Source organism: Providencia sp. PROV182, from assembly GCF_028480325.1.
GTDB lineage: Bacteria > Pseudomonadota > Gammaproteobacteria > Enterobacterales > Enterobacteriaceae > Providencia > Providencia hangzhouensis.
Map to the genome: position 1 here is coordinate 1 of NZ_JAMPOL010000029.1, position 25,412 is coordinate 25,412.

General features: G+C 37.6%; 20 protein-coding genes and 1 tRNA gene. 13 read left to right on the plus strand and 8 right to left on the minus strand.

The genetic code is table 11. The annotated features are described in order from the left end of the window. Positions 1-1,149 precede the first annotated feature (1,149 nt). Positions 1,150-1,443 carry a helix-turn-helix domain-containing protein gene (locus PR834_RS18850; RefSeq protein WP_036959042.1) on the plus strand — a complete coding sequence of 98 codons (294 nt, stop codon included), beginning with the start codon at positions 1,150-1,152 and terminating at the stop codon, positions 1,441-1,443. A 247-nt stretch (positions 1,444-1,690) separates the two neighbouring features. Here the strand turns inward: PR834_RS18850 and PR834_RS18855 are convergent, their stop codons facing one another. From PR834_RS18855 to PR834_RS18875, 5 genes are all read right to left on the minus strand, one after another. Further along, positions 1,691-3,457 carry a potassium/proton antiporter gene (locus PR834_RS18855; protein WP_272536859.1) on the minus strand — a complete coding sequence of 589 codons (1,767 nt, stop codon included), beginning with the start codon at positions 3,455-3,457 and terminating at the stop codon, positions 1,691-1,693. Between the two features lie 361 nt (positions 3,458-3,818). After that, entirely contained in the window at positions 3,819-4,487 is a 669-nt protein-coding gene (locus PR834_RS18860) for a methionine ABC transporter permease (RefSeq protein ID WP_004264861.1), read from the minus strand. Next, positions 4,484-5,497 (minus strand): methionine ABC transporter ATP-binding protein, encoded by a 1,014-nt coding sequence (locus tag PR834_RS18865; RefSeq protein ID WP_004264860.1) that lies wholly within the window; start codon positions 5,495-5,497, stop codon positions 4,484-4,486. Before PR834_RS18865 ends, PR834_RS18860 begins: the two co-directional genes overlap by 4 nt. Before the next feature lie 3 nt (positions 5,498-5,500). Further along, positions 5,501-6,961 carry an NAD(P)-binding domain-containing protein gene (locus tag PR834_RS18870; protein ID WP_196732332.1) on the minus strand — a complete coding sequence of 487 codons (1,461 nt, stop codon included), beginning with the start codon at positions 6,959-6,961 and terminating at the stop codon, positions 5,501-5,503. Positions 6,962-6,965: 4 nt separating this feature from the next. Further along, positions 6,966-8,090 carry a CMD domain-containing protein gene (locus tag PR834_RS18875; protein ID WP_272525591.1) on the minus strand — a complete coding sequence of 375 codons (1,125 nt, stop codon included), beginning with the start codon at positions 8,088-8,090 and terminating at the stop codon, positions 6,966-6,968. 212 nt (positions 8,091-8,302) lie between these two features. Between PR834_RS18875 and PR834_RS18880 the strand changes: the two genes are divergently transcribed. Together PR834_RS18880 and PR834_RS18885 are read left to right on the plus strand one after the other, a co-directional pair. Next, entirely contained in the window at positions 8,303-9,145 is an 843-nt protein-coding gene (locus tag PR834_RS18880) for a MetQ/NlpA family ABC transporter substrate-binding protein (RefSeq protein WP_094963177.1), read from the plus strand. Positions 9,146-9,373: 228 nt separating this feature from the next. Further along, on the plus strand, positions 9,374-10,111 hold the full coding sequence (locus tag PR834_RS18885) for a cyclase family protein (RefSeq protein ID WP_110591943.1): 738 nt from the start codon (positions 9,374-9,376) through the stop codon (positions 10,109-10,111). A 52-nt stretch (positions 10,112-10,163) separates the two neighbouring features. Here the strand turns inward: PR834_RS18885 and PR834_RS18890 are convergent, their stop codons facing one another. Continuing rightward, positions 10,164-11,399 (minus strand): SLC13 family permease, encoded by a 1,236-nt coding sequence (locus PR834_RS18890; protein WP_110591942.1) that lies wholly within the window; start codon positions 11,397-11,399, stop codon positions 10,164-10,166. A gap of 546 nt (positions 11,400-11,945) precedes the next feature. On the opposite strand from PR834_RS18890, the gene PR834_RS18895 reads away from it, so the two are divergent. The 6 genes from PR834_RS18895 (at position 11,946) to PR834_RS18920 (ending at position 17,221) form a co-directional block, all read left to right on the plus strand. Next, on the plus strand, positions 11,946-13,895 hold the full coding sequence (locus PR834_RS18895) for a PTS mannitol transporter subunit IICBA (protein ID WP_110591941.1): 1,950 nt from the start codon (positions 11,946-11,948) through the stop codon (positions 13,893-13,895). 11 nt (positions 13,896-13,906) lie between these two features. Beyond that, on the plus strand, positions 13,907-15,067 hold the full coding sequence (locus tag PR834_RS18900) for a mannitol-1-phosphate 5-dehydrogenase (protein WP_036958981.1): 1,161 nt from the start codon (positions 13,907-13,909) through the stop codon (positions 15,065-15,067). A gap of 101 nt (positions 15,068-15,168) precedes the next feature. After that, positions 15,169-15,699 carry an MltR family transcriptional regulator gene (locus tag PR834_RS18905; RefSeq protein ID WP_036958979.1) on the plus strand — a complete coding sequence of 177 codons (531 nt, stop codon included), beginning with the start codon at positions 15,169-15,171 and terminating at the stop codon, positions 15,697-15,699. 97 nt (positions 15,700-15,796) lie between these two features. Beyond that, on the plus strand, positions 15,797-16,219 hold the full coding sequence (locus PR834_RS18910) for a GNAT family N-acetyltransferase (protein WP_094963173.1): 423 nt from the start codon (positions 15,797-15,799) through the stop codon (positions 16,217-16,219). Positions 16,220-16,314: 95 nt separating this feature from the next. Beyond that, on the plus strand, positions 16,315-16,821 hold the full coding sequence (locus tag PR834_RS18915; protein ID WP_272536860.1) for an AAA family ATPase: 507 nt from the start codon (positions 16,315-16,317) through the stop codon (positions 16,819-16,821). 229 nt (positions 16,822-17,050) lie between these two features. Continuing rightward, positions 17,051-17,221 (plus strand): hypothetical protein, encoded by a 171-nt coding sequence (locus tag PR834_RS18920; RefSeq protein ID WP_153673958.1) that lies wholly within the window; start codon positions 17,051-17,053, stop codon positions 17,219-17,221. A 330-nt stretch (positions 17,222-17,551) separates the two neighbouring features. Here PR834_RS18920 and PR834_RS18925 read toward each other — a convergent pair. Then, positions 17,552-17,626: transfer RNA gene (locus tag PR834_RS18925), tRNA-Arg, on the minus strand. Between the two features lie 355 nt (positions 17,627-17,981). On the opposite strand from PR834_RS18925, the gene mlaA reads away from it, so the two are divergent. After that, positions 17,982-18,734 carry a phospholipid-binding lipoprotein MlaA gene (gene mlaA, locus PR834_RS18930; protein ID WP_004912414.1) on the plus strand — a complete coding sequence of 251 codons (753 nt, stop codon included), beginning with the start codon at positions 17,982-17,984 and terminating at the stop codon, positions 18,732-18,734. 570 nt (positions 18,735-19,304) lie between these two features. On the opposite strand, the gene fadL is transcribed toward mlaA, so the two are convergent. After that, positions 19,305-20,609, minus strand: coding sequence for a long-chain fatty acid transporter FadL (fadL, locus tag PR834_RS18935; protein WP_004257170.1), 1,305 nt, complete (start codon positions 20,607-20,609; stop codon positions 19,305-19,307). Between the two features lie 353 nt (positions 20,610-20,962). On the opposite strand from fadL, the gene PR834_RS18940 reads away from it, so the two are divergent. The 3 genes from PR834_RS18940 to fadJ all read left to right on the plus strand — a co-directional run bounded on the left by PR834_RS18940 (position 20,963) and on the right by fadJ (position 25,073). Next, on the plus strand, positions 20,963-21,259 hold the full coding sequence (locus tag PR834_RS18940; RefSeq protein ID WP_112307553.1) for a YfcZ/YiiS family protein: 297 nt from the start codon (positions 20,963-20,965) through the stop codon (positions 21,257-21,259). A gap of 272 nt (positions 21,260-21,531) precedes the next feature. Further along, complete coding sequence (gene fadI, locus PR834_RS18945; protein WP_272536861.1) at positions 21,532-22,851, plus strand: acetyl-CoA C-acyltransferase FadI; 1,320 nt, start codon at positions 21,532-21,534, stop codon at positions 22,849-22,851. After that, positions 22,851-25,073 (plus strand): fatty acid oxidation complex subunit alpha FadJ, encoded by a 2,223-nt coding sequence (gene fadJ, locus PR834_RS18950; protein ID WP_272536862.1) that lies wholly within the window; start codon positions 22,851-22,853, stop codon positions 25,071-25,073. The genes fadI and fadJ overlap by 1 nt, the downstream gene beginning before the upstream one ends. Positions 25,074-25,412 lie beyond the last annotated feature (339 nt).

Consider the following 25,412-nt stretch of genomic DNA (forward strand, 5'->3'; position numbering starts at 1 on the left):
AGCTCAAGCCATTATCAAGCAAATAATCCAAACTAATACTTAGCTCAGTAAACACTTACTCACTAAATAATACACCTATTTTGTAAGTTGCATTTTCTAAGTAATATGATAAGAACTTAGAGAATTATCGGCTACACAGCCCGCCTAATATGTAAAATAATTCAAGATGTACTTTGAAAGCCACTTAGTTTTTATGTCTATATTCCAATATGGCATTAGCAGGATATATTTTAAAATATAATGACGTCATTTAAGCATAAATGAATGGCTAATTACTCTTCCATAGAATGGACGAGTAATTATCATTTTTTATAAATAGCTTTCATTATATCGTAAATATAAAAATCTGTAATTTAGCTATAAATGCTTAAATTGTGTTTATTTTTAAAATTTTGTATTATCCTTCATCCTAAAAAAACAGAAACAAGTGGAATCAAAAACAGACTGTCGATGAAAGTTATTTTTCATAATTTTGTGATATTCATCTAGTAAAATGAATAATAAGCTTTCTTAACGTTATGGTTTTGTTATGTTTGGTACTTGTAGATAATAAATCCATTTCTTGCTACTTTAAAAATTTAGTAATTTACTAATTGTAACAGTTTAACTGGCTTTTTAACGTACTGATATTTTGTCGAATTAGAGAGTTTTAGAGATAAAATTGACTGTTTTTACCATTTTTTACATAAAAGTATCATTTATACTGGGTTTATCACTTTTCATCGAGTTTAATTGTATCAATAACATTAATATTGTTACAGTGTTAAATAATTCTATTTATTTCCTTTATTTTTAGGTTATACATCTGCTGTATGCGTCTTTTTTAGATGAATATTCCAAGGGTTTAGGCATATCCTCTGGAATATTACTATGCAGTGATACACACGTTGCGTGTAACTTTGTGATATTAAAGTATTATTTTGATTTTAATACGGAAATGTATAGCGTGAAATACTTTGTTACATAGTTGCAATGTCAATTTAGGACTAGTTGAAACTAATTATAAGGGTAGTATATCATTCTGTTAGATATATGCTGAATCGTCTGTAGCATTATCAATGTTATACACATAAATATAAAAAATAAAATATGTAGATAATTATCTGCTAATTTTTATTTCCTTAAATATAAATTGAAGCGAGAATGTTTATGAACACGAAATATCCTGTCGCTTGTGCAGTTGGACAAAAAATAAAAGCCCTTAGAAGAGCTCAAGGCTTTACTGTTTTTCAGTTAGCTAAAGAGATAGATATAAGTGAACAACAACTATTTCGTTACGAGCGTGGTGTGAATCGTATCGATATAGATTGTCTAGTTCGAGTATTAAAAGTTTTAGACGTTAACATGGGTGAGTTTTTTAGTGAAGTCCTGCAAGAGGATACTCAAGTAGATGAGAGCACGGGTAATAAGGGGTTTGAAAGCTCTGCATATACTCTGGTGTAACTAAATATCTATATTGTTTTAGAATGAAACGTAATTCGCTTTAATTCTTAATTGTTTCAATTAGGAACATAAATTAAATATACCTGCTATTTATAGCTTAAAATGACAATAGCTGTTTTTATCTTATGTTTCATTAAAGAACAAATAAAAGCCCGAAAGGGCTTTTATTTTTGTATCTTAAAATAATTATTACTTAAGATTTTACTCAATATCTAAGAAAAATATTGGGTAAGATATTTATGCTCCGTTAACCTTCCTGCTCTTTGATTGGCTCTAATATTACGGTTACGATACGTGTGCCTATCATCTCTCCAATTCTTAATTGCAGTTGATCTAATTTTATGATGGTATCTTGCAAAGGTTCCGATATAGAAGCGTGAATAAATTGGTTAAGAGTCCTTTCATCACTATTATCAATTTGGATACCATAAGATGAGTAGATCTCATTTAATCGAGTCGTTCCTTTTAGACTTAGCCCTGTATCGGGAAGTTCAATAGGAGTGTGTTCAGAGATGTTTTTTTCTGAAAAAAGGCGTTCAAGAAAAATACGATTTTCAGGTTTAAGAACAACGAATAAATGGTCTTCAGCATGAAAGGTAGTTGAACCCCTTGGAGGTAAAACACTTTTTTCACGCGTGATCATTGCAATGACAGTTTGGTCAGGTAATGCAAGTTGCGATAATCGGCGACCCACTGCAGAGCAATCCTCTCCTAATGTATATTCCACTAAATCTGCGTCTATTTGTTCTACTGCGGTAATATCTAAAGTGGCCGCAGGGATCAATGGAGGTGGCTGCATTAAATTTAATTTACGAGCAACGTAAGGCAAGGTTGAGCCTTGTAAGGTTGCTGAAATTAATACCACAAAGAAAACCACGTCAAAAATTAAATGGGCATTAGGTAGCCCGTAGATAAACGGGAAAATAGCAAGAATAATAGGAACAGAGCCACGTAACCCTACCCAAGAAATTAATGTTATTTCAGGTTTAGGGAAACCAAATAATTTTAGAACAGGTATTACAGCCAATGGCCTCGCGATAAACGTTAAGACCAGAGCAATAATTAAGCCTTCAAGCCAGACTTCAATAAGAGAACTTGGGTTGACAAGTAACCCTAGCATAACGAACATGATAATTTGGCTTAGCCATGCTAATCCATCATGGAACAAAAATGTATTGCGTTGAAAAACAAGCCGATGATTACCAATCACAACACCAGTGACAAAAATAGATAAAAACCCACTGCCTTCTAAATTACTGGCGAGACCGAAAGATAGTAGTCCACATGCAGCGACAAGCACAGGATACAAACCAGTAGCTAATAGCTTAATCTTATTGATAATTTTGACTGAAACCCAGCCAACGCTCAAGCCAACAACAGTACCTATTCCCATTTGGCTAAAAAACAGCAGAATTAATTCACTACCTGAAGCTTGTGGGTTCATTAAAAGTTGTAATAAACCAACAGTTAAAAATATGGCCGTAGGGTCATTTGTTGCACTTTCTATTTCTAAAGTGGATTGCAATCGTTCATTTAAATAGATCCCCGCGTTGCGTAGTAAGGAAAAAACGGCTGCGGCATCGGTAGAACCTACGATAGCGCCTAGTAATAGCCCTTCAAGCAGAGGAACGCCGAGAATATAGGCAGCAGCAAGACCTGTCACACCTGCGGTGATAAGAACGCCTAATGTTGCTAGTGTAAAAGATGGTTTCCAAACTAGACGAATTGATTTTACTGATGTTTGTAGACCCCCATCAAATAAAATTAAAGCAAGGGCGAGAGAACCAACGGCATAGGAAACATTCACGTTATCAAATGTAATCTTACCTATCCCGTCTTCGCCTGCTAACATGCCAATAAACAAAAACATGACTAGCATAGGTAAACCGAGCCTAGCAGACAATTTGCTAGAGAAAATTCCCAAAAGAATGAGTATAGAAATCAATAAAATGAGTTGTTCAATAGTTGGCATAATCAGTTTAATCTGTAAGTGAATAAAACGCTGACGATGCATCGTAAAGCGCGCGTAGAAAGCAAAAAATGAAAAAACAGCAAGACGACTAAATATACATAGAGAATAGATTATTTTAGCGAAAAGCTGATAATATCCATTAAAAAGTATATCTACATGATTATAATATAAATAAATTTAAATAATTTGATTATTTATCGCATTTTTTATTATTAAAGTGAGTTAAATCACGTAAAAAAACGATAAATTTGAATAAGTAGGCACCGTAGTCCACTTTATTTTTAATTTTTTAATTAAAGGTAATTTTGAAATGGGGGACATAAGCATTGAGGGGAAAAATAGGCACTTATAAAGTAAGGTAAAAGAGAGAAGGCCGAATATTCTTTCGACCTTCACCATCTAATTAATGGTAGCGCGCTTTTTTAGCTAAATAGTCACCAATAAATTGCATGCCTTGTACTATAATTACCAATGTAACAACGGTAATAGCCATTGCGACATTATCAAAACGTTGGTAGCCGTAGTTTAGAGCTAAGTCACCAACGCCACCACCACCAACGGCTCCTGCCATCGCGGTTGCACCGACTAAAGTAATACTTGCAGCGGTTAAACTTAAAATTAATGATGACTTTGCTTCTGGTAAAATAAAATGCCAAACAATTTGCCAATTAGTCGCTCCCATAGAATCAGCCGCTTCAATAATACCCGAATGTACACTGAGTAATGAATTTTCAACTAAGCGTGCGGTATAGGGCGCAATAAAAATGACTAATGGCACTATTGCTGCAGTTGTTCCTATTGAAGTTCCCACCATAAAGCGTGTGAGAGGGATCATCGCAACTAATAAGATGATAAAAGGCAGTGAGCGAATAATATTAATAATCGGGTTCACTATACGATAAATACATTTATTTTCCCAAATACCGTCTGGTCTCGTTACAACAAGTACGATACCTAATAAGATCCCAAATATAGAACCTAATACGAGCGCAACGCTAACCATCGTAAAAGTTTCTGACATCGCTAATAAAAACTGTTTAGTTGTTAAAGCGGTTTCGAATAATTGTGTCATAGTGCCCCCTTATTAACTGCAACTCCACGTTGGCGAAGAAAAGAAACTGCATCTTCAATTTTTTCTTTATCACCAATAAATTGGACAAACATGCTGCCTAGCACGACACCACTGATCTCTTTCATATTGGCAAACAAAATATTTATTTTGACAATTTCTTTCAGTATTAACTCATTAACAACAGGTTGTTGCGCAGAGGACCCTAAAAATTCAAGACGATAAACATCTTGTTGGTGTTCTAAGTTATGTAGAACGCGTTCTGGAATTTCTTCATTTAACACTGTCCCTACAAATTTTCTGGTTGTGTCTTGATGAGGATTTGCAAAAATATCAAGTACAGTTCCTTCTTCGACAATTTTTCCTGATTCCATAACGGCTACACGGTTACAGATTTCTTCAATGACTTCCATTTCATGAGTTACGAGCAAGATAGTAATATTTTGCTCTTGATTGATTTTTTTTAATAATTGCAAAATTGAGCGAGTTGTTTGCGGGTCAAGGGCTGAAGTGGCTTCATCACATAACAAAATTTGTGGGTTATTGATCAAAGCACGAGCAATACCAACACGCTGCTTTTGCCCACCGGATAGCTGCCCAGGGTATTGGTGTTTTTTATCGCTAAGTTCGACATATTCAAGAATGCTATCAACTCGCCGAGTGATTTCTTGTTTATCGACACCTGAAAGTAATAAGGGCATCGCAATATTTTGAGCAACAGTTTTAGTTTCTAGCAAATTGAAATGCTGGAAAATCATACCAATGCTTTTTTTATGTGAACGAGTTTCTGCAGGGGTATGTTCAGCAATATTCTGGCCATTAATAATAACTGCCCCACTGGTTGGTTTTTCTAATTGATTCACCAAGCGGATAAGTGAACTTTTACCCGCTCCGCTATAACCAATAAATCCAAAGATATCACCTTTATTGATATGCAAATTAATGTCTTGCAATGCAACTAAAGACTGCCCATCTTTTTCATAGACTTTTTGAATATTTTGAAAGGTAATCATGATTTACTCTACATTATCAGTTAATTGCACGCGTTCTGAAGGTGGTGCAGCGGGTTGCCACTCATCACCTAATAATTCAGCTTCTTGGCTATTCTTGACTTGCTCAAGGTGTTGTTCTTGATGACTCAAGTACAATTGAGCTGCAATATGGTCAGCCAATCGTTCTGCCCCAACATTAGTTCCGGGGATTAACCCTATAACAGGCCCCATACTGAGCGATGCACTTAAGTTAAAACAATATAACTGATTGATTTTTAGTGTGTCTTGCTTGTGTTTCGCTTGAAATTCAAAGTGATTACCTAAATAAGGATGTGAAGCTAACTCTGTATTTTCTTCATGAATGGATGGCGTGTATGCATCTCCCCACGTTTTAACTAGCGGTGATAACCGATGAAAGGCGCTGTGCTTGGCCCAATTAATCCGATAACCAGTTGCCAAGATCAAATAATCTAATATAAATTTACCTGTCGTTGTCGTGACATGTAACTTTTTGTTTTTTAATTCAATAAATTTAACTTGAGTATTGAAATTGAAATAAGCATTCTCATGACGAGATACTCTTAATGTGCTTCCGTGCGGCGCTGGTGTTTTGGCTTTGGCAACATAGTCCGTGTAATGCCATTTTTGAGCATCGGTAAAATAGGTATATGCATTGGTAAAACCTGCGCTTCCAGCAACTTTCCCTCGGTTTACACGAGGCATATCGCTAGCACGAATTAAAATTTCAACCGAATTAGCACCATTTTCTAATGCCGTTGCTGAACTATCCATAGCACCTGCACTATAGCCAACAACACCAATGTCTAAACCCTTAAAGCGACGATAGTCAGTACCTGCATATGAATGTTCCCAATAGGTCGTTGGGATGTCATTCATAAAGCTAGGGATATTAGCTTCACTAAAAGACTCCATTCCAGTCGCTAAAATTACATGTTGCGCTTGATAACTGACCGTTCCTTCTGGGGTATCAAAAATTAATTCACGGTAGTTATCGTTTAATTGCACATCCACTAACCGATATTGATTAAGCACATAGGGTTCTGTCATGGTTTTATACCATTGCAAGTATTCTCCCCACTGCACACGTGGGATTTTATCGAGTTCATCCCATTTTTGAATGCCAAACTGAGCTTTAAACCAAGCCTGAAAAGTTAAAGAGGGGGATGCAAGCGCAGGGCCAACCACATGTTTTGGGGAACGTAGTGTTTCCATTAGTGCAGGGGCTTGCCATGGGCCTTCTTTGCCAGCAGAGGCTTGATCGAAAACAATCGCGTTGATACCGCGTAATTTCAGGGCGAATGCTGCTGTAATACCTGACATACCCGCACCAATGATAGCGACATCAACAACTTGGTTTTCAGGGTTATTTTTTGATAATGACCAAGACGTTATTGGTAAATTTAGATACTGCAAATCTTGTTTTATTTGCGCTTCTAATGCCTCTAAACCCATAATCAGTTCCATTGAATTACTCCTTACCTTCTACTATTTCAAAGGGTTCACCCAGAGATAACATCAAGCGGTTTGCCCATGAGAAGAAGGCCGTCGATTGAACTAAATCGAGTAATTCAAGTTCAGATAAACCCAAAGCTTGTAGTGTTTTTATTTGTGGTGCTGTGGCTTGGATAGGGGTTGCAGACAAGGATGCGACTAAGTCTGTGATGGCTAACAATCTGTCATCAAAGCCTTCAGCAAGAATTGAACCGGTCGCAGTGGCTAATAGCTTATCGACATCAGTGCGTCGTTCTTTTGCATACTGACTGGCTTTTCTTGCATGAACAGAAGCGCAATAAATGCAGCCATTAACTTTACTCGTTACCGCCGCAGCGAATTCCCGCTCCCAACGAGGTAGCCCTTCAGTGGTGTAAAATACCCCACGGTCAACTAAGGTTCGTAATTCTAAAATTTTGCTTTGATGTGCGAGTAGTAAAAAATATTCAGAGTTTAATTGGCCAAATTTTTTCATAACCTGAGCTTCTTCAACAGACAATGTCTTCGCATCCCTTGCTGAAATCCAAGCTTCCCATCCTAAGTTATCTTGTGTAAAAGCGGTTGGAGAAGAGTTCCCTTTTCGGGTTAATAGTTGATGGTTCCATTTACCAGCCACAACTTTGGACGAATTACTTGTAAGGCTGCTATTATCTGTCAGTAAAAGGATCCCTTCGATTAGCCGAGCTTGATAGGTGACATAAGTTATTAATTGGGCAAGTAAAATGATGTCACTCTCTTGCCAACCTTGTTCAGTTAATGCAGCAATTAATTGGTAATGGGAGTTTTTAGGTGATTGCGTTAAAATTTGCAGATATTCTTTTGCTGTGGAAAGTGGTTGGGTAAGAGGTTCATCAGGAATTGAGTCTATTAATTGCAAATAAAATTCAGCGAGACGGGGACTTCCCGTTATTTTCGCGACTTCATGAGCAAAATAATATTTCACATCATTTGTGAGAAGTGTCGATGGCGTAGAAAAAATAGCTTCAAATACGGCTTGAGTATTTTCAGTCGCGACTGAGCGTTCATGGCGAATTTTAGCTAGATTGGAATCTGGTGTTAAATTAGTTAAATAATTAATTACATCATTATAGGAAATAGTCATAAAGCAACTCACTTTTTTTAAACGTTTTTATCTCCTTCATTACATATCAATCACATCACTAATCGAACGATCTATTTGTTATATATTTATAACCAAAAAGAATTACAAGTGACTCTTATATTACTTTTGTATTAAGTTATAACGATATAGTCTAAGTTGTGCTCTTTAATTATGATTATACTGCCCAAAATATCTTTACAGGGTTGTTACATATGTTAAAACAAAAAATAATAGGTTTATCTTTAATTACTACTGCTTTAGTTGTGTTGGCTGGGTGTGGCGATAATAGTGAAAAAGATAATCCTAATAAAAAACAAATTACAATAGGCTTTGGTGTTGGCAATTATATTGACCAAGTGGATAAAGGTATTGTACCGATTTTAGAAAAAAAAGGTTATACCGTTAATTTACGCCAATTTTCACAGAATAGGCAAATAAACCCTGCTTTTGAAGAAGGCTCTATTGATGCTTCTGTAAATCAAAGCCGTGCCTATATGGAGGCTTATAACAAAAAAAATAATATTAACATGGTGGCATTGACAGACTCACCGAGTGCGCCTCAAAGCCTGCGGTCAAATAAACATAAAACGCTGGATGATGTGAAAGATGGTATGATTGTTGCGTTATCTAATGACCCCGTTAATGCAGAGCGTGGCGCTAGGATCCTGGAAAAGTTAGGTTGGATTACAATTAAGCCTGATGTGAGTACATTAAGTTTTAGTGTTAATGATATCTCCCCAAATGAATATAACTTAGATATTCGAGAAACCGATGCGGCTCAAGGGTTGCGATTATTAGATGATGTTGATTTTGTTGTTGTGAATGGTAACTATGTGGCAAGTGCTGGCCAACGTATTGCTGATGGTTTAGTTGTAGAAAACTCACCGCTAGAGCATCGCGTTATTGTGACTGTCATGCAAAAAGACCTAGATGCTCAGTGGGCAAAAGATTTGAAAGAAGCTTTTGAATCTAAAGAGTATGCAGATTATATTCGTTCTCAGCGTATTTATGATGGTTTTATTGAACCTGACAGCTGGAACAAATACCCTAAATAAAATCCTAGTCTATTTTTTTATTATTAATATTATGTTAACCACTAATTTTTATTAATTAGTGGTTTTTTGCTATAAAAGATAAATATCTTACTGATTTAATATGAAAAAGATTCGTGTTGAATTTGTAGACAACAGGATGTTTTTTCGTTATTTAATAGGTTAGGAAAGGCATTATAAAAATAGTCTGTAGATAATTTTATTTAGAAAATAGAACTGACAGGGGAAAATATGAGCAATGAATTAATTGATGCATTTAATGTAATAAAATCTAAAAAATGGGTTGATTTGACACATAGCTTCGATAAAGACTCACCGCATTTTTTTATGTTTGACTCTGCTGAGTTTAAAACATTATTTGGCTATCCAGAAGGTTTCTTTGCACAGCAATTTACATTTCCAGGACAATATGGCACCCATATTGATGCTCCCTGTCATTTCGTTGAAGGGAAACGTTATTTACATGAGCTTGAATTAAAAGAACTTGTTCTGCCATTGATTGTTATTGACCAGTCTGAAAGGGCAAAAGAAGATCCTAATTTTGCATTTTCTCTTGATGATGTCCTTAATTTTGAAGCGAAATATGGCCGAATTGAATCAGGGAGTTTTGTTGCATTACGTACTGACTGGAGTAAACGTTGGCCATCACAAGAGCTGATGGATAATAAAGATGACGAGGGCAATAACCAAATACCGGGTTGGGGAATGGATGCACTTAAATTTTTATTTGAAGAACGCGGAATAAAAGCGATTGGCCATGAAACATTTGATACTGATGCAGCAAAAGATTTTCGAAAAAATAATGCGTTACTTGGTGAGTATTATGTATTAGAACAGGATACATACCAAGTTGAATTACTGGCTAATTTGGACCAAGTCCCCACTCGTGGTGCTGTAATTTTTAATATTGTTGCTAAACCAAACAATGCTAGTGGTTTTCCTGTTCGTTCTTTTGCAATACTGCCATAGAATTTATAATTATAACCAATCTGCTAATGTAATAGCAGATTGGCTAAAACGACTATAAAGCAAATAAAATCCATGCAGCAGCTAATAACATACACAAGAGTGCTACAACTCCCCCTGATTTAGAAAACTCACCAAAAGAAATTTTTACGCCATATGCCGCTGATTGTTCGACCACGATAATGCCAGCAAGACTACCGAAAACCAGTAAGTTGCTTGAAAAACCAGAACCCAAAACGAGAGCTGCGCCTAACGAATCGGCATTACCTTCAGGTGTTAAGAAGGGAACGAGTAACATGACTGAGGGGTTGTTTCCAACGATAGTACTTAGAACACCAGTAACTAAAAATAGAGCTAATGGATTGTTGAGATCCACACCATAGCTTCGCAAATCAGTTAATAATTGCTGAGGAAGACCTGTGGCGGCAAAAGCGGCATTGACGACAAATAATCCCATGATGAGTAATAAAAGATTGCCATCGACGAGTTTAAGCATATCACTCGAGGCAATGGATCTATTTAATAATAAAAATCCAGCAGCCGTTAATGCTATAAGTTCTTTAGGAATATCAGTCACAATAAAGGTAATGATAACTGCGAAAGTAATAACGCCAGCTTTTGCTGTTTCCCATACATTTAATGTTTCTTGGGTGGTTTGAGGGGGAGTTGATAGCGCATTTTCTTTAGTCAAATACCAACGATTACGATATAACCAAACAAGTACCAACCATGTTAATGGTAAGGAAAGCAGGGCTGGTATTGCAGACGCCTGTAATAAGCCAACAAACGAGATATCGAGTCCTTGCGCTGCGATCATATTCTGTGGGCTACCAATTAATGAGCCCGCCGCTCCGTTATTAGCCGCGAAACAAAAGCCAAGTAAAAAAGGAATTGGGTTTAAACCGCGAGATAAACTAATTGATACTAATAATGGTGTCATAGCGACAACAACAACATCATTCGTGAGCAATGCAGAAAGAAAGCCGCCGACAAGAATTAAAACAGCCAGTAATATTGGTGGTGAAACTTTTAGCATCGCCACCCGGTTTGCGGTCCAGCTATAAAAACCAGAAACAACAAAAGAAGCAGAAACGACCATAAGCCCAAATAACATACCAATAGTTCGGTAATCAATAGCATTCCATGCATGGGGAGGGGTAATACTATCGATAGCCATCATAGCTAAGGCACCAATAACCGCAGCGCCAGTTCTATCAACTTTGAAGCCAGGTAGCTTACCAAAGCCCATCGCAATATAAACCAAAAGAAAAACAATAACGGTTAACGTCATGATATTCACATTTTAATTAAGAAAATTAGAGGTAATTTATCGGTGAACACCTGATGAAGCAAGGCTAAATAATGTATTGATAATAATGCGTTGCTGTTGGTTCTATTTAAGACTATCTCAAAAAGACGGTGGCTATAATGAAATAGATAATACGTTTAGTAATTTTATTACAAAATTGAGAAATGATCTGTGCGGGTGAGAAAATGTTGGCAGTTCACTGGGTAGAAAAAGATAAATAGAAAATAAATTGTGATGATTGTCACCAATTGAAGATAAATTGTGATTTTTTCTTTGTGATTAAAATCACGAAAAATGTTTTTTTAGTGCAAAAAAAGAGCAATGTAATTTAGTAACACGATTTTTTTGTGATCTTTGTCAATATAAAGATGGGGTAAGTAGGGGGTGGATGGTGATGATGGTCACAAAAAGGCCCGCGTGGTGCGAATCTGATCAAGCTCATGCTAGAGTGAAAGTGTTGAAAAAATCACAGACGTTATTTGGCGATAACGTTACAACTTTATCATTTTCGTACCACGGGGTTCTGTCATGGTAACATCAAATATCAAATTAAAGGTACAGAATTTTGGGCGTTTCCTCAGTAATATGGTTATGCCTAATATCGGTGCCTTTATCGCTTGGGGATTAATAACGGCGTTATTCATCCCAACTGGCTGGTGGCCTAATGAGACATTAGCTCAACTTGTTGGCCCTATGATCACTTATTTATTACCACTATTAATCGGTTATACTGGTGGCCGTTTAGTTGGTGGAGAGCGGGGCGGAATAGTCGGCGCAATAACAACAATGGGGGTAATTGTTGGTGCTGACATGCCAATGTTTATGGGGGCAATGATTGCTGGCCCATTAGGCGGATATGCAATAAAACGTTTTGATTTGTGGATAGAAGGCAAAGTTAAAACAGGTTTTGAAATGTTGGTGAATAATTTTTCCTCCGGCATTATCGGCATGTTATTAGCCATTTTGGCTTATTTAGCTATTGGGCCTCTTGTTGCAGGGCTATCCAAAATATTGGCAGCAGGCGTGAATGTGATGGTGGAGAATAATTTACTTCCACTCACGTCTATTTTTGTTGAGCCCGCCAAGATATTATTTCTAAATAACGCGATTAACCACGGTATTTTCTCACCCTTAGGTATTCAACAAGCGACTGAAACTGGCGCATCTATTTTCTTTCTTATTGAAGCCAACCCTGGACCGGGTTTAGGTGTTTTACTTGCTTACATGTTTTTTGGTAAAGGAAATGCGAAGCAATCTGCACCAGGAGCCGCAATTATTCACTTTTTTGGTGGGATACATGAGATTTATTTCCCCTATGTCTTAATGAACCCTCGGTTAATTCTTGCAGTTATTCTGGGTGGGATGACAGGAGTGTTTGTTATGAACCTTTTTCATGCAGGGTTAGTCTCTCCTGCATCACCGGGTTCAATATTTGCAGTTCTGTTGATGACGCCTAAGTCATCATTGGTCGGTGTGATTTTATCAGTCACCAGTGCGACGTTAGTTTCCTTTATTGTTTCCGCGATTTTATTAAAGAAAACTCGCATAGGTGATGATGATGAGCTCGAAAATGCTACGAAAAAAATGCGTAATATGAAATCGCAATCAAAATCATCGGCAGCAGTAGAAATCAATCAAAATACCTCTGTTAATTTAGCAGAAGTACGCAACATTATTGTAGCTTGTGATGCAGGAATGGGTTCTAGTGCCATGGGAGCAGGGGTATTAGCTAAAAAGGTGCGTGATGCGGGCTTATTAGGAATTTCTGTTACGAACATGGCAATTAACGACCTGCCGGATAACGTTGATATTGTGATAACGCATAAAGATTTAACACAAAGAGCGAAAACATTTGCACCAAATGCAATGCATATATCGTTGACTAATTTCCTAGATAGCCAAACGTATAATGATCTTGTAACAAACTTAATAGCTAAAAAAAATCCTAAAGCAGCAAATGATGGACGACTGATTAAACAAACGATTATTGCAGCAAATGATGAATCCTATGAAATGGAAGATCATGATGATGCGATATTTACATTGAGTGCAAAGCATATTCATTTAAACCTATCTGCACAGAATAAAATGCAAGCCATTCAATTTGCGGGGCAAAAATTAGTTGAGGGTGGCTATGTTGAGCCTGACTATATTGAGGCGATGTTAGCTCGCGAAAAACTGACTTCAACCTATCTAGGTGAATCTATTGCTGTTCCTCATGGCACCATAGAAGCAAAAGATCGAGTATTAAAAACTGGCATTGTTATTTGCCAATACCCTGAAGGCGTACAATTTGGTGAAGAACCTGATGAAATTGCCCGCCTAGTTATTGGTATTGCAGCACAAAATAATGAGCACATTGAAGTTATCACACGAATTACTTCCGCTTTAGATGAAGATGGGGTTATTGAGCGTTTATGTGAAACCCAAGATGTTCAGGAAGTACTCGAAATTTTAGCGTCTCAAAGTGCAGCATGAGGAGAATAATAATGAAAGTCATTCATTTTGGTGCAGGAAATATAGGCCGCGGTTTTATTGGTAAATTATTAGCAGACGCAAATTCACAAGTAACTTTTACTGATGTCAATCAGCCATTAATTGACCAATTAGCACATCAACAATCTTATAATGTTCATGTTGTTGGTCAGGAAAATCGTATTGAGAAAGTCCAACACATTCACGCTGTTAATAGTAATGACCCTAAAACGATAGAGTTTATTGCAACAGCAGATATGCTTACAACAGCAGTCGGGCCACAGGTGCTGGAAAAAATTGCCTCAACGATAGCTAAAGGCATTATTCATAGAAAATCGTTGGGAAATAACCAGCCGCTCAATATTATTGCATGTGAAAATATGGTAAGAGGAACTAGCCAACTAAAGCAACATGTATTGGCTCAATTGCCTGAAGAGTTGCATCAATGGGTTGAGCAGCATATTGGCTTTGTAGACTCCGCAGTTGACCGTATTGTTCCTCCGATGGATGCAGCGAATGATGACCCGCTTGACGTTACTGTCGAATCCTTTAGTGAGTGGATTGTTGACCAGACACAATTTGTTGGTGATATTCCTATTATCAATGGAATGGAATTAACGGATAACCTAATGGCATTTGTTGAACGCAAACTATTTACGTTAAATACAGGCCATGCGATGACAGCGTATTTGGGACAATTATATGGATACCAAACAATTAGTGAGTCAATTGGGGATTTGAGGATCCATACTGTTGTTAAATCGGCTATGCAAGAAAGTGGACAAGTTTTAATTCAACGTTATGGCTTTGATTCACAAATACATAATCAATACATAGATAAAATACTAAGTCGCTTTGCAAACCCATATTTAAAAGATGATGTTAGTCGAGTAGGGCGACAGCCTATGAGAAAGTTAAGTTCTAATGATCGCTTAATTAAGCCGTTGTTAGGCACATTTGAATACCAATTACCAAATGAAAATCTGATCATAGGAATTGCTGCCGCATTGCATTTCAGATGTGAAGCTGATCCTCAAGCAAATGAAATGGCAAAGTTAATTGCTGACAAAGGTATATATCAAGCGGTTGTTGAGCTTTGTGGGTTAGAGCAATATCCCGAGGTTGTTGATAGAATCTGTTCCCAATACCAGTTATTGATATTGAGTAACAAGTGATATTACGGATAATAGATTGATTAATTGAGGTTCAGTCACTTTATGGCTATCTACAGTATGATAGTAAGTAGTATAGCTATAAAGTGATAAAAGAAGCTAATATGGAAAATAAACAAAACATTGAAAATCAGATTCTTGAGCGGTTAAATCAACGGCCGGAAGTAAATTTATTTGTTCAAGAGGTCGTTCTTTTAATTTCACAAGCTATTGATAAATTAATGTTAAAAGTTTTTAGAAAGGATGATTATGCGGTAAAATATGCAGTTGAACCACTTTTAACTGGAAATGGGCCATTAGGAGAGTTATCGGTTCGTTTGAAACTTCTATTTGCATTAGGGGCGATTTCTCGTGAAACCTATGAAGATATAGAATTATTTCTTGCTTTGAATGAATCGTTATCAGCAGAAAATTTAAATATAAATTTTACAGATGATGAAATTTTAGGCAGTATTAAAATGCTTCATTGTATGGAACCTTTACCAGAAATGATGAGATTCAATCAACCAGAGGATCTTGTCGATAACCAATTAATTGAATTGCAAAAACACCGTTTTCAACAAATGATAAAATCATCGTTAGTATTATCTGTAACTGCTTTAATTACCCAAATTATAGAAACCGATGTATTTTAAAATTGTAAACTCAATTCTCTGATATTTTATTGTTTACTTATCAAAGTAAATATGTATGAAATAATGCTTTATTATCCGACTATCAATAGAATATAGAATGAATATTATTGTTGCACATGAAATCACCACTGAAGATAAAGAAGAACTACTTGCAGGGTTACGTAGTTTTAATATCCAATATTTGAATGCAGAACGTTTTAGTGAGTTAGGCGTTTATTTTAAAAATGACTCTGGTGTTATGCTTGGTGGATTACTGGCTTCTGTAAAGGCAAATTGGCTTTGTATCGATTTTTTATGGGTAAGTGAGGACGCCAGAAAAACGGGATTAGGCAGTAAATTGATGTATACCGCTGAACGAGAAGCAATAAAATTAGGGTGTATTCATAGTTTAGTAGATACATTCAGTTTTCAAGCCTTACCCTTTTATGAAAAATTAGGATATGTAAAACAAATGTCCTTGCCTGATTTCCCAGAGACAGGCATGGAAAGGCATTATCTCACTAAAACTGAATTATCATAATCATATTTACTGCATTTAATCTGCTGTAAGTTGACATTGTTGTTATCATTTAAATTTATTTTGTGCGGCTAGCATTTGATACACGAAGAGAAGATATGAAAGTTTGTATTATAGGAACATCTGGAGCAGGGAAGACGACGTTATCTGCCAAGTTATCTGATGAATTTAACACGCCCGTGTATGGTTATGATGAGATTTATTGGGATAAAACTCAGCAGGAATATATCAAAAATCCTCAACCTATTATTAACGCCTTAGTTTCAGTGATAACGTCTAAAACGGAATGGATAGTTGAAGGTGCTTACGATAGGCGTTTAATACCATTTTTTAACGATTGTACGCTGATTATTCGCTTAATTATACCTTATCGTATTTGTGTCTTTAGAATTGTAAAACGATACCTTTCATCGAAATTTACAACAATGGGGCCTAAAGAAACGCTTTTTAATATGATTGAACTGCTACGCTTTGCAAAGCAATTTGATAAGAGACTTGATGATTTCTTTGCTAAAAATCCTTTATTTGCATCTAAAGTCATCATCATAGATAACTCCGAACAATGTATTGATACGATAAAAAAACATTTAGAGCAAATAAAATAAATAGAGTTGGTTTACTACCAAGCACCTGCCTTTATAACTAATCTTTGCGATAATTTTATTTAAGATGATTAAGTTTGGGTTACTACCAACCGAGGCTTATGCGAACACAGCGTTTGTGTCTATGGTACTTCTTATTTTCTTAATGTTTAGATATTGTTTGATTGCTGATCTGAACTTACAAACTTATATAGGTCTAAAACTTAATATAAGTGTAAATATGAGGTATGACATGAGGCTGTTTATAATAGTTTTTGCAGTAATGCTTTCCGCTTGTGCATCTTCTGGGCGTGAGTTAAGTAAAGAAAATCCTAAAGATGACCCTTACGTTGATAGCACATTAAACAGTATTAAAGCTGGTCAGAATATTCAAATAGAGCGGAAAATGCGACGAGGATATTAATCTAGCAATAGAATAATTAATAATAAACTAAGAAGTCTGCCTATGAAGTGCCTTCTACTAATCGTTGGGCAACTAATTACTGGGGGGCATTTCATCGTTATAAATTTTTCTTTTTGGCGATTTAGTATTTTAAAAGCCAAGACATAGGGCCGTTGTTGACATATGAAGATACAAACCTTAGGTATCGGTTAATTCGTATGCTTTTTTTGTGTCTTGCTGTTTCGATTTGGCTTGTATTTCGCTTTATAGGGGGGATTGAGTATGAGTAGTAGACATGACTAGCTTGATGAGGTTTTTGTTTAGGTGGGAATAGCTGGGTTTAGCTTGCTGTGGTGTCCCCTGCAGGAATCGAACCTGCAACTAGCCCTTAGGAGGGGCTCGTTATATCCATTTAACTAAGGGGACTTTTGGAGTCATAATTATGACAGCGAAGGCATTTTACTGTTCAGGTCTAATTGAATCAAGTTGTTACGGGCAAATAATCTAATTTATCTTCCATAAATGTTTTTTTGACTATTTTTTACTCTAAAATAGGGTGATTATCATTTCCATAATTAAGGGAAGCGAGCATTTCTGCTTTGTACTAATTGTTCAATTTTCTTATAATAAGAATATGATTAAATGGCGTATAATTAATCCTTAAGGTAATTAAATAACTCAAAAGGATTAACATAATTCTTTTTTTAGCCTTACTATAAGCAAAACAGTTATTACAGTGGAAAGTACCGTAGTGGAACGGTGCAGGGAATGGAGAAATGTTATGAAGTTTCGCATGACGGGCGTTTTTCTGGCAGGGGTGCTAATTGCAGGTTGTGCAAGTAGCATTGATCCAGAAACACATGAGCGTTCAGACCCCTTAGAAGGGTTCAACCGAGCAATGTTTAATTTCAACTATAACGTCCTCGACCCTTATGTGTTAAGGCCAGTCGCTGTTGCTTGGAATGATTATGTCCCGATGCCTGCCCGTAATGGATTAACCAATTTTTTTGTTAACCTTGAAGAACCTGCAAGTATGTTGAATAGCTTTTTGCGGGGTGAAGTCACTCAAGGTTTCAAACATTTTAACCGCTTTTTCCTTAATACCGTCTTTGGTATGGGGGGACTCATTGATGTTGCATCAATGGCTAATCCTCAGCTAGTTAAAGAAGAACCTAAACGCTTTGGTAATACATTGGGTTATTACGATGTGGGCTATGGCCCCTATGTGGTACTGCCAGGATATGGTAGCGCAACACCGAGGGAACAAGGGGGGGACTTAGTTGATGATTTATATCCAATGCTAAGCTATCTCACATTCTGGATGTCAGCGGGTAAATGGGCACTGGAAGGAATTGAAACTCGAGCAAGGTTATTAGATTCAGATGGATTACTGAAAAACTCTTCAGACCCGTACTTAATGATGCGAGAAGCCTATTTCCAACGTAATGACTTTTTATCAAGTGGTGGTGCGTTAAAAGCAACAGAAAACCCAAATGCAGCAGCGATTGAAGACCAACTTGATTCGATAGATTAGTATATTGAATTGTTTTGGAAGGTTTATCACTCTCTTGTATACGAATGATACTAGAGAGTGATAAATAAAAAGCTAATCATTGTCTCGCTTTCCTCGTTGAGAGACGGTGTCAATTAAGGCTATTACCCCTAATACACCAATAAAACCGACAGTAAACAGTGTTCCCATAAAGCCTCCTAAGTTTTAGTCATTGTAGCCTCTTTTACATGCCTTTCGGCTTTAGCCAATAATAGAATATAGCGTGATTAATACAGTTTGATGAAAAAGCCATACATATTAGTGGATATCATCAGTATAAAATATGCTATTAAGTTGTACTTGCAAATAAGAACATTCAGAGAATGAATGGTAATCTAATGAAATATAAAGCGATTTATCTTAAAAATGCGATAGTGTGTATTTTATAAAGAAATGATGAGGTGAACTCATGTGCTTAACATTTAATTTACATATGATGCGGATTAGGGTCAAGAAAATTTATGTTAAGTTTTGAAAATTAGTGAGATGAGATAGTTGAAGTTGAAAATAGTATCAGGGAGTGAACTCCCTGATACTTAAAAATTCAATTAATTAGAATGTATAGTTGAAGTTTACGCCGTATAACCAAGCAGAACCTTCAGATTTGAAACTCGTCATAGTTCTAGGGTCTTTTTCTACAAGCCTTTCATTTATATTGACTTTTTTGCCATGCATATAAGAAATACCCACATCAACAGAAGCGTTTTCATTAAATGCATAAGTGGTTCCTGCGCTTAACCAGTAACGGTCTTGGTCAGGAATAGAAATTGAACGATATTTAGCTGGTACAGGGCTTTCATCATAGGCAATACCTGTACGGAAAGTCCAATTATCATCATAGAAATAAGTGGTACCGATAGCGAGACGCCATGCATCATCAAAGTTTTCTGGTTTATGGAATAGTTCTTGGCCATCGCTCTTACGATAAGCGGTTAATTCTTTAAACTCACTCCAGCCCGTGTAAGCAACGCTATAATGCAGTGCCCACTTAGGTGCGACTTTATGGTAACCAGAGAATTCCCAGATATCAGGTAAGTTAAGGTCTAAAGTTCCCTTGATTTTTTCGCCACCAGTCCCTACAAGACCATTTGGAAGGGGCATATTTGGTAGGTCATTTGAGTATTTACCATTTTCAAATTTAACTTTAACTTTAGAACGGTAAGTTAAGCTTAAACGGTTGTCTTCATTGATCTCATACAACAGACCCGCATTCCAACCATAGCCCCAGTCATCACCTTTTAGCTTTGCCATGGTTGAGCTTGGGCCAATACCGGGTAGGCTTGAGACAGGTGGTTGTAGAGATAGCACTCCCGCATGACGAGTTATTTCAGCATCCGCATAAACTGCGTTAGCACCTACACCAAAACTAAAATGGTTATTTAAACGATAGGCACCACTTAAATTTAGGTTAACGGTTTTTAAGTCGGTTTTACCACCAACTGAACCTGCGGCATAATCTTTAGGGAAATCGGTAGCTAAACCAAAGTTGGTAGTCATTGATGTACCAACCGCCCATTTATCATTGACAGGAAAGATAAAGTGAGCGTTAGGAACAAGAGCATTTGGTGCGATATTGTTCGAAGTAAACATATCGTTATCACGCCCTTTAATATCAACACTTGGGTCAATATAAACAGCCCCAATAGAAAGAGAAGGGCGATCAAACAACATCATGGCAGCAGGGTTTCGGCTTCCCTCACTTGCGTTGTCGCCCATCGCACCAGCCCCTGAAAACGCGCGTCCCAGTGCGGATGTAGAATATTCATTAAGCAAAAAACCAGCCGCGCCTGCGTTGGATGATACAATTGCCACTGCTATTGCTAAAGCTGATCTAGAGAACAGGTTTTTCTGGTTCATGACCAAAACCCTCTTATGTTTTATTTTGAATAAAGCGACTTCTATCGCAAGAAGCGCAGAATTGTAGGGTCCCTTGCCGCTATGACAAATCAGACCAGTTACTAGAGTATAGGTCTGACCACCTGATATGTTGCAAGCTTGTTTTGCAGTTATTGTGACTTTGTTTTCAAAAATGCGACATATTTAACAAAATGGCAACATAAACTGACGGATTGGGAGCAATAAGTATACGAATACGGGGTAAGATCAAACTTATGTTTAATTATTAGCGATATATTTTGATACACACTAGTTTTTAGCACTTTTTCAGCGTTATGATAGCAGCTTAACAGTTTGTTTATTTGGAGAGTAAGATGACTGATGCGATTAACCGTTGTAGCGCGGATGAAACCGCAGCCTGCTGCTGTGTAGATGTGGGAACAGTATTGGATAATAAAGACTGTACTGCTTCGTATCAGCATGTTTTTGCTACACAAGGTGAAGCAGAAAACATGTTGAAAACACTCACAGAGAAAGCAAAATCTGTTGAGTCAGACCCTTGTGTAATAACCCATTCTATCAAGTCTGTAGAGGGTGGAGTTGAGCTGACGGCTGAGTTTAGTTTTAGCTGTGAAGCTGAAAGCCTGATTTTTCAATTAGGCCTTCGTTAATCAAACGATTGAATTTACTCTAATTTGCCTTTTATCACTAAAACGATGGTGTGATTAACGTTCAGTGGTAAAAGGCTTCCTTTATCTTTTCACTTTCTTCTATTGCAAATCGCTGTGTTTTTACTCTAAGTTGCGTACCTGCTCGCATTTTTTATTAATACCCATTGATAATTGTGAATTTTATGTTAACAATCATTACAGGTCAGACCTCTTTGTCCGCTTAGTGAGTTAGTTAACTATAATTTTCATTTTTGCTTTTAGCAGGAGCGACCATGAATCAATATCTCCACCATGGTGAAAATACAGATAAAACAAAAGAAAGGATCGCCATTGTCAGTGGTCTACGCTTGCCTTTTGCAAAACAATCTACGGCATATGCAGGAATTCCAGCCGTCGATTTAGGTAAAGCAGTCGTTGCTGAATTATTAGCCCGCAGTGATTTAGACAAAAACCTTATTGAGCAACTGGTATTTGGGCAAGTAGTACAAATGCCTGAAGCGCCGAATATTGCGCGGGAAATTGTTCTTGGAACAGGTATGAGTGTCTCAACAGATGCCTATAGTGTATCAAGAGCCTGTGCGACAAGTTTTCAAGCAATTGTTAACGTTGCTCAAAGTATGATGGTAGGTGATATTTCTATCGGTATTGCTGGCGGGGCCGATTCATCTTCTGTGCTTCCTATTGGCGTATCAAAAAAATTGGCCGAGACATTATTAGCATTAAGTAAAGCGAAGTCTGTTGGGCAAAAATTATCCCTGTTAACGAAATTACGCCTGAAGGATTTAGCGCCAGTCGCACCAGGCGTTGCGGAATATTCTACAGGGCTGCGTATGGGCGATACCGCAGAGCAAATGGCGAAAAGTTATCAAATTAGCCGAGCCCAGCAAGATGAACTCGCCCATCGTTCGCATATATTAGCGACAAAAGCGTGGGAAAATGGCGCTTTAAATGATGAAGTTATGACCGCATATATGCCGCCCTTTAAGCAAGCTTTTTCCCAAGATAACAATGTGCGTACAAACTCAGTATTATCATCCTATGCGAAATTAAAACCCGCCTTTGACCGTAAGCACGGTAGTGTTACCGCTGCGAACAGCACGCCGTTGACCGATGGTGCTGCTGCAGTATTGATGATGACCGAGTCCCGAGCAAAATCGCTGGGTTATACGCCGCTAGGCTATATTCGAAGTTATGCGTTTTCAGCGATAGACGTATGGGAAGATATGCTATTAGGGCCTTCTTATGCCACACCACTCGCATTAAAACGTGCAGGGTTATCGTTGCAAGACTTATCCTTGATTGATATGCATGAGGCCTTTGCTGCGCAAACGCTCGCTAATTTACACATGTTTGGTAGCCGTAAATTCGCTCAGGAGAAACTGGGAATGGATAACGCAATTGGCGAAGTGGATATGGCTAAATTTAACGTCTTAGGTGGTTCTATCGCGTATGGGCACCCGTTTGCGGCTACAGGCGCACGTATGGTGACTCAAACCCTAAATGAATTGCGCAGACGGGGTGGTGGTTTTTGTTTAACAACAGCTTGTGCTGCGGGTGGTTTAGGTGCAGCAATGATCTTAGAGGTGGAATAATGGCTCAAAATTCTGCTACAGAAGTTGCGAGAGAAACAACACAACAAGCTTTTAGCTTAGAAATTTATGGTGAAAACGTGGGGGTGATCTTCATTGATGTTCCCAATGAAAAAGTCAATACATTAAAAGCTGAGTTTGCGGAGCAATTCCTTGCGATTTTACAGCAAGCGCAGTCTACCTCTGGCCTGAAAGGGTTAGTTATTACCTCAGGGAAAAAAGATAATTTTATTGCTGGTGCGGACATTAGCATGATCGCTGGCTGTGAAAATAAAGCCCAAGCCAGTGAGTTGTCAAAAGCAGGCCATGTATTATTTGATAAAATCTATAATTACCCCTTGCCTATTATTGCTGCGATACATGGTGCGTGTTTAGGGGGCGGGCTAGAGCTTGCTTTAGCATGTCATGCACGAGTTTGTTCAAATGATAATAAAACGAAATTAGGCTTACCCGAAGTACAATTGGGGTTGTTACCCGGTTCCGGAGGAACGCAGCGTTTACCTAGGTTGATCGGCATTCCACATGCATTGGATTTAATGCTGACAGGTCGTCAGTTAAAAGCCAAACAGGCGCTGAAATTAGGGTTGGTTGATGATGTGGTTCCTGAGTCTATTTTACTCGACGTTGCAGTTAAAATGGTGAAAAAAGGGGGCGTTCAGCGTCCTGCTATTCATTGGCAACAGCGCTTATTAAGCAGCAAATTACTTCGCAATAAAGTGTTCGATAGCGCCAAACAAAAAGCACTCAGCAAAACCAAAGGCCATTACCCAGCCCCTGAAAAAATTATTCATGTTGTGAAAACAGGAATGAATAAAGGGTTGCAAGCCGGTTATGCAGAAGAAGCGAAAGCCTTTGGTGAGCTTGTGATGACACCAGAGTCTGCTGCATTACGTAATTTATTTTTTGCGGTTACTGCGTTAAAAAATGAAACGGGTGCACAAGCAACACCCTTGAAGATTAATCAAGTTGGTGTGCTTGGTGGCGGGTTGATGGGGGGCGGAATTGCTTATGTCACGGCTTTTCAAGGTAAATTACCCGTTCGTATTAAAGATATTTCAGACAAAGGTGTTACCCAAGCCTTGCGCTATAGCTGGGATCTGCTGACTCAGCGAGTTATCAAGCGGCGGTTATTAGCTCGAGAGCGTGCAGCCGTTATGGCTAGAGTATCAGGCACATTAAGTTATCAAGGTCTTGAAAACGCTAATGTTATTATTGAGGCGGTATTTGAAGATTTAGCACTAAAACAAAAAATGGTTGCTGAAGTTGAAAAGATGTCGAAACAACAAGCCATTTTTGCCTCTAATACATCATCTTTACCTATTCACCAAATTGCACAGAATGCGACCCATCCTGAAAAAGTTATAGGCTTACACTATTTTAGTCCAGTGGATAAAATGCCGTTGGTTGAAGTCATCCCTCATCAACACACCGATGAAACAACGATTGCAACTGTTGTTGCTTTGGCAAAACGCCAAGGCAAAACAGCGATTGTTGTAGGGGATGATGCAGGTTTCTATGTAAATCGTATTTTAGCGCCATTCTTATGTGAAGCCGCCCAATGCCTTGTTGAAGGTGAATCAATAGAGCATATTGACCGTGCTTTAGTTGAATTTGGCTTCCCTGTCGGGCCTTTTAATCTATTAGACGAAGTCGGTATTGATGTAGGGACTAAAATTTTACCGATTTTAGTTGAGCGTTTTGGTGAGCGTTTTAAAGCCCCTGATTTACTCGATAAAGTCGTTAAAGATGACCGAAAAGGGAAGAAAAACGGCAAAGGTTTTTATGAATATGGTCATCACACAAATAAGTTGTGGTTTTGGAAAAAAGCCAATAAACGTCAAGTTGATAAAACCATTTATTCACTGATTGGCGTAGTTCCCAACAATACACTAACTAAAGCGGATATTGCACAGCGGTGCGTTATGATGATGCTTAACGAAGCTGCCCGTTGTCTTGATGAAAATATCATTAAAAGTGCGCGTGATGGGGATGTGGGGGCGGTATTTGGTATCGGTTTCCCGCCTTTCTTTGGTGGCCCATTCAGGTATATGGATAGCTTGGGGATTGCAAAAACCGTGGAAACCCTGAATAACCTCGCTGTGAAATATGGTGATAAATTCGAGCCTTGTGAATTGCTATGTAACATGGCAGAAAATAATCAAACCTTTTTTTCTGCAAATGCAGAAGATGAGGTTAACGCAACAAAACTAAGTAACGAACAATAATGGCATAGCAGGGTAGACTATTAGCCGATGGTTGTTTGATTCAATAAAACTAGTCAAGGCCTGATGCCAAATATATTCTTGGTTATCAGGCTTTTTTAAGTAAAGTTCGCATGATTAGAATAAATAATTATATTATCTTTAACTGATTGATAATAAATAGCAAACTTTAGCCCACAACATAGCCAGCTAAAGAAACATACATAAAAATCTACCCAAATCATTTTCTTTGTTGGTCATTTCATGCAGAATCACATTTCACCCCAACTGATGGTTACTTTTACAACAATTATCTTAACAACAAAAGAATAACCACCTTAATAAGGTAGGTTACTCAGATGG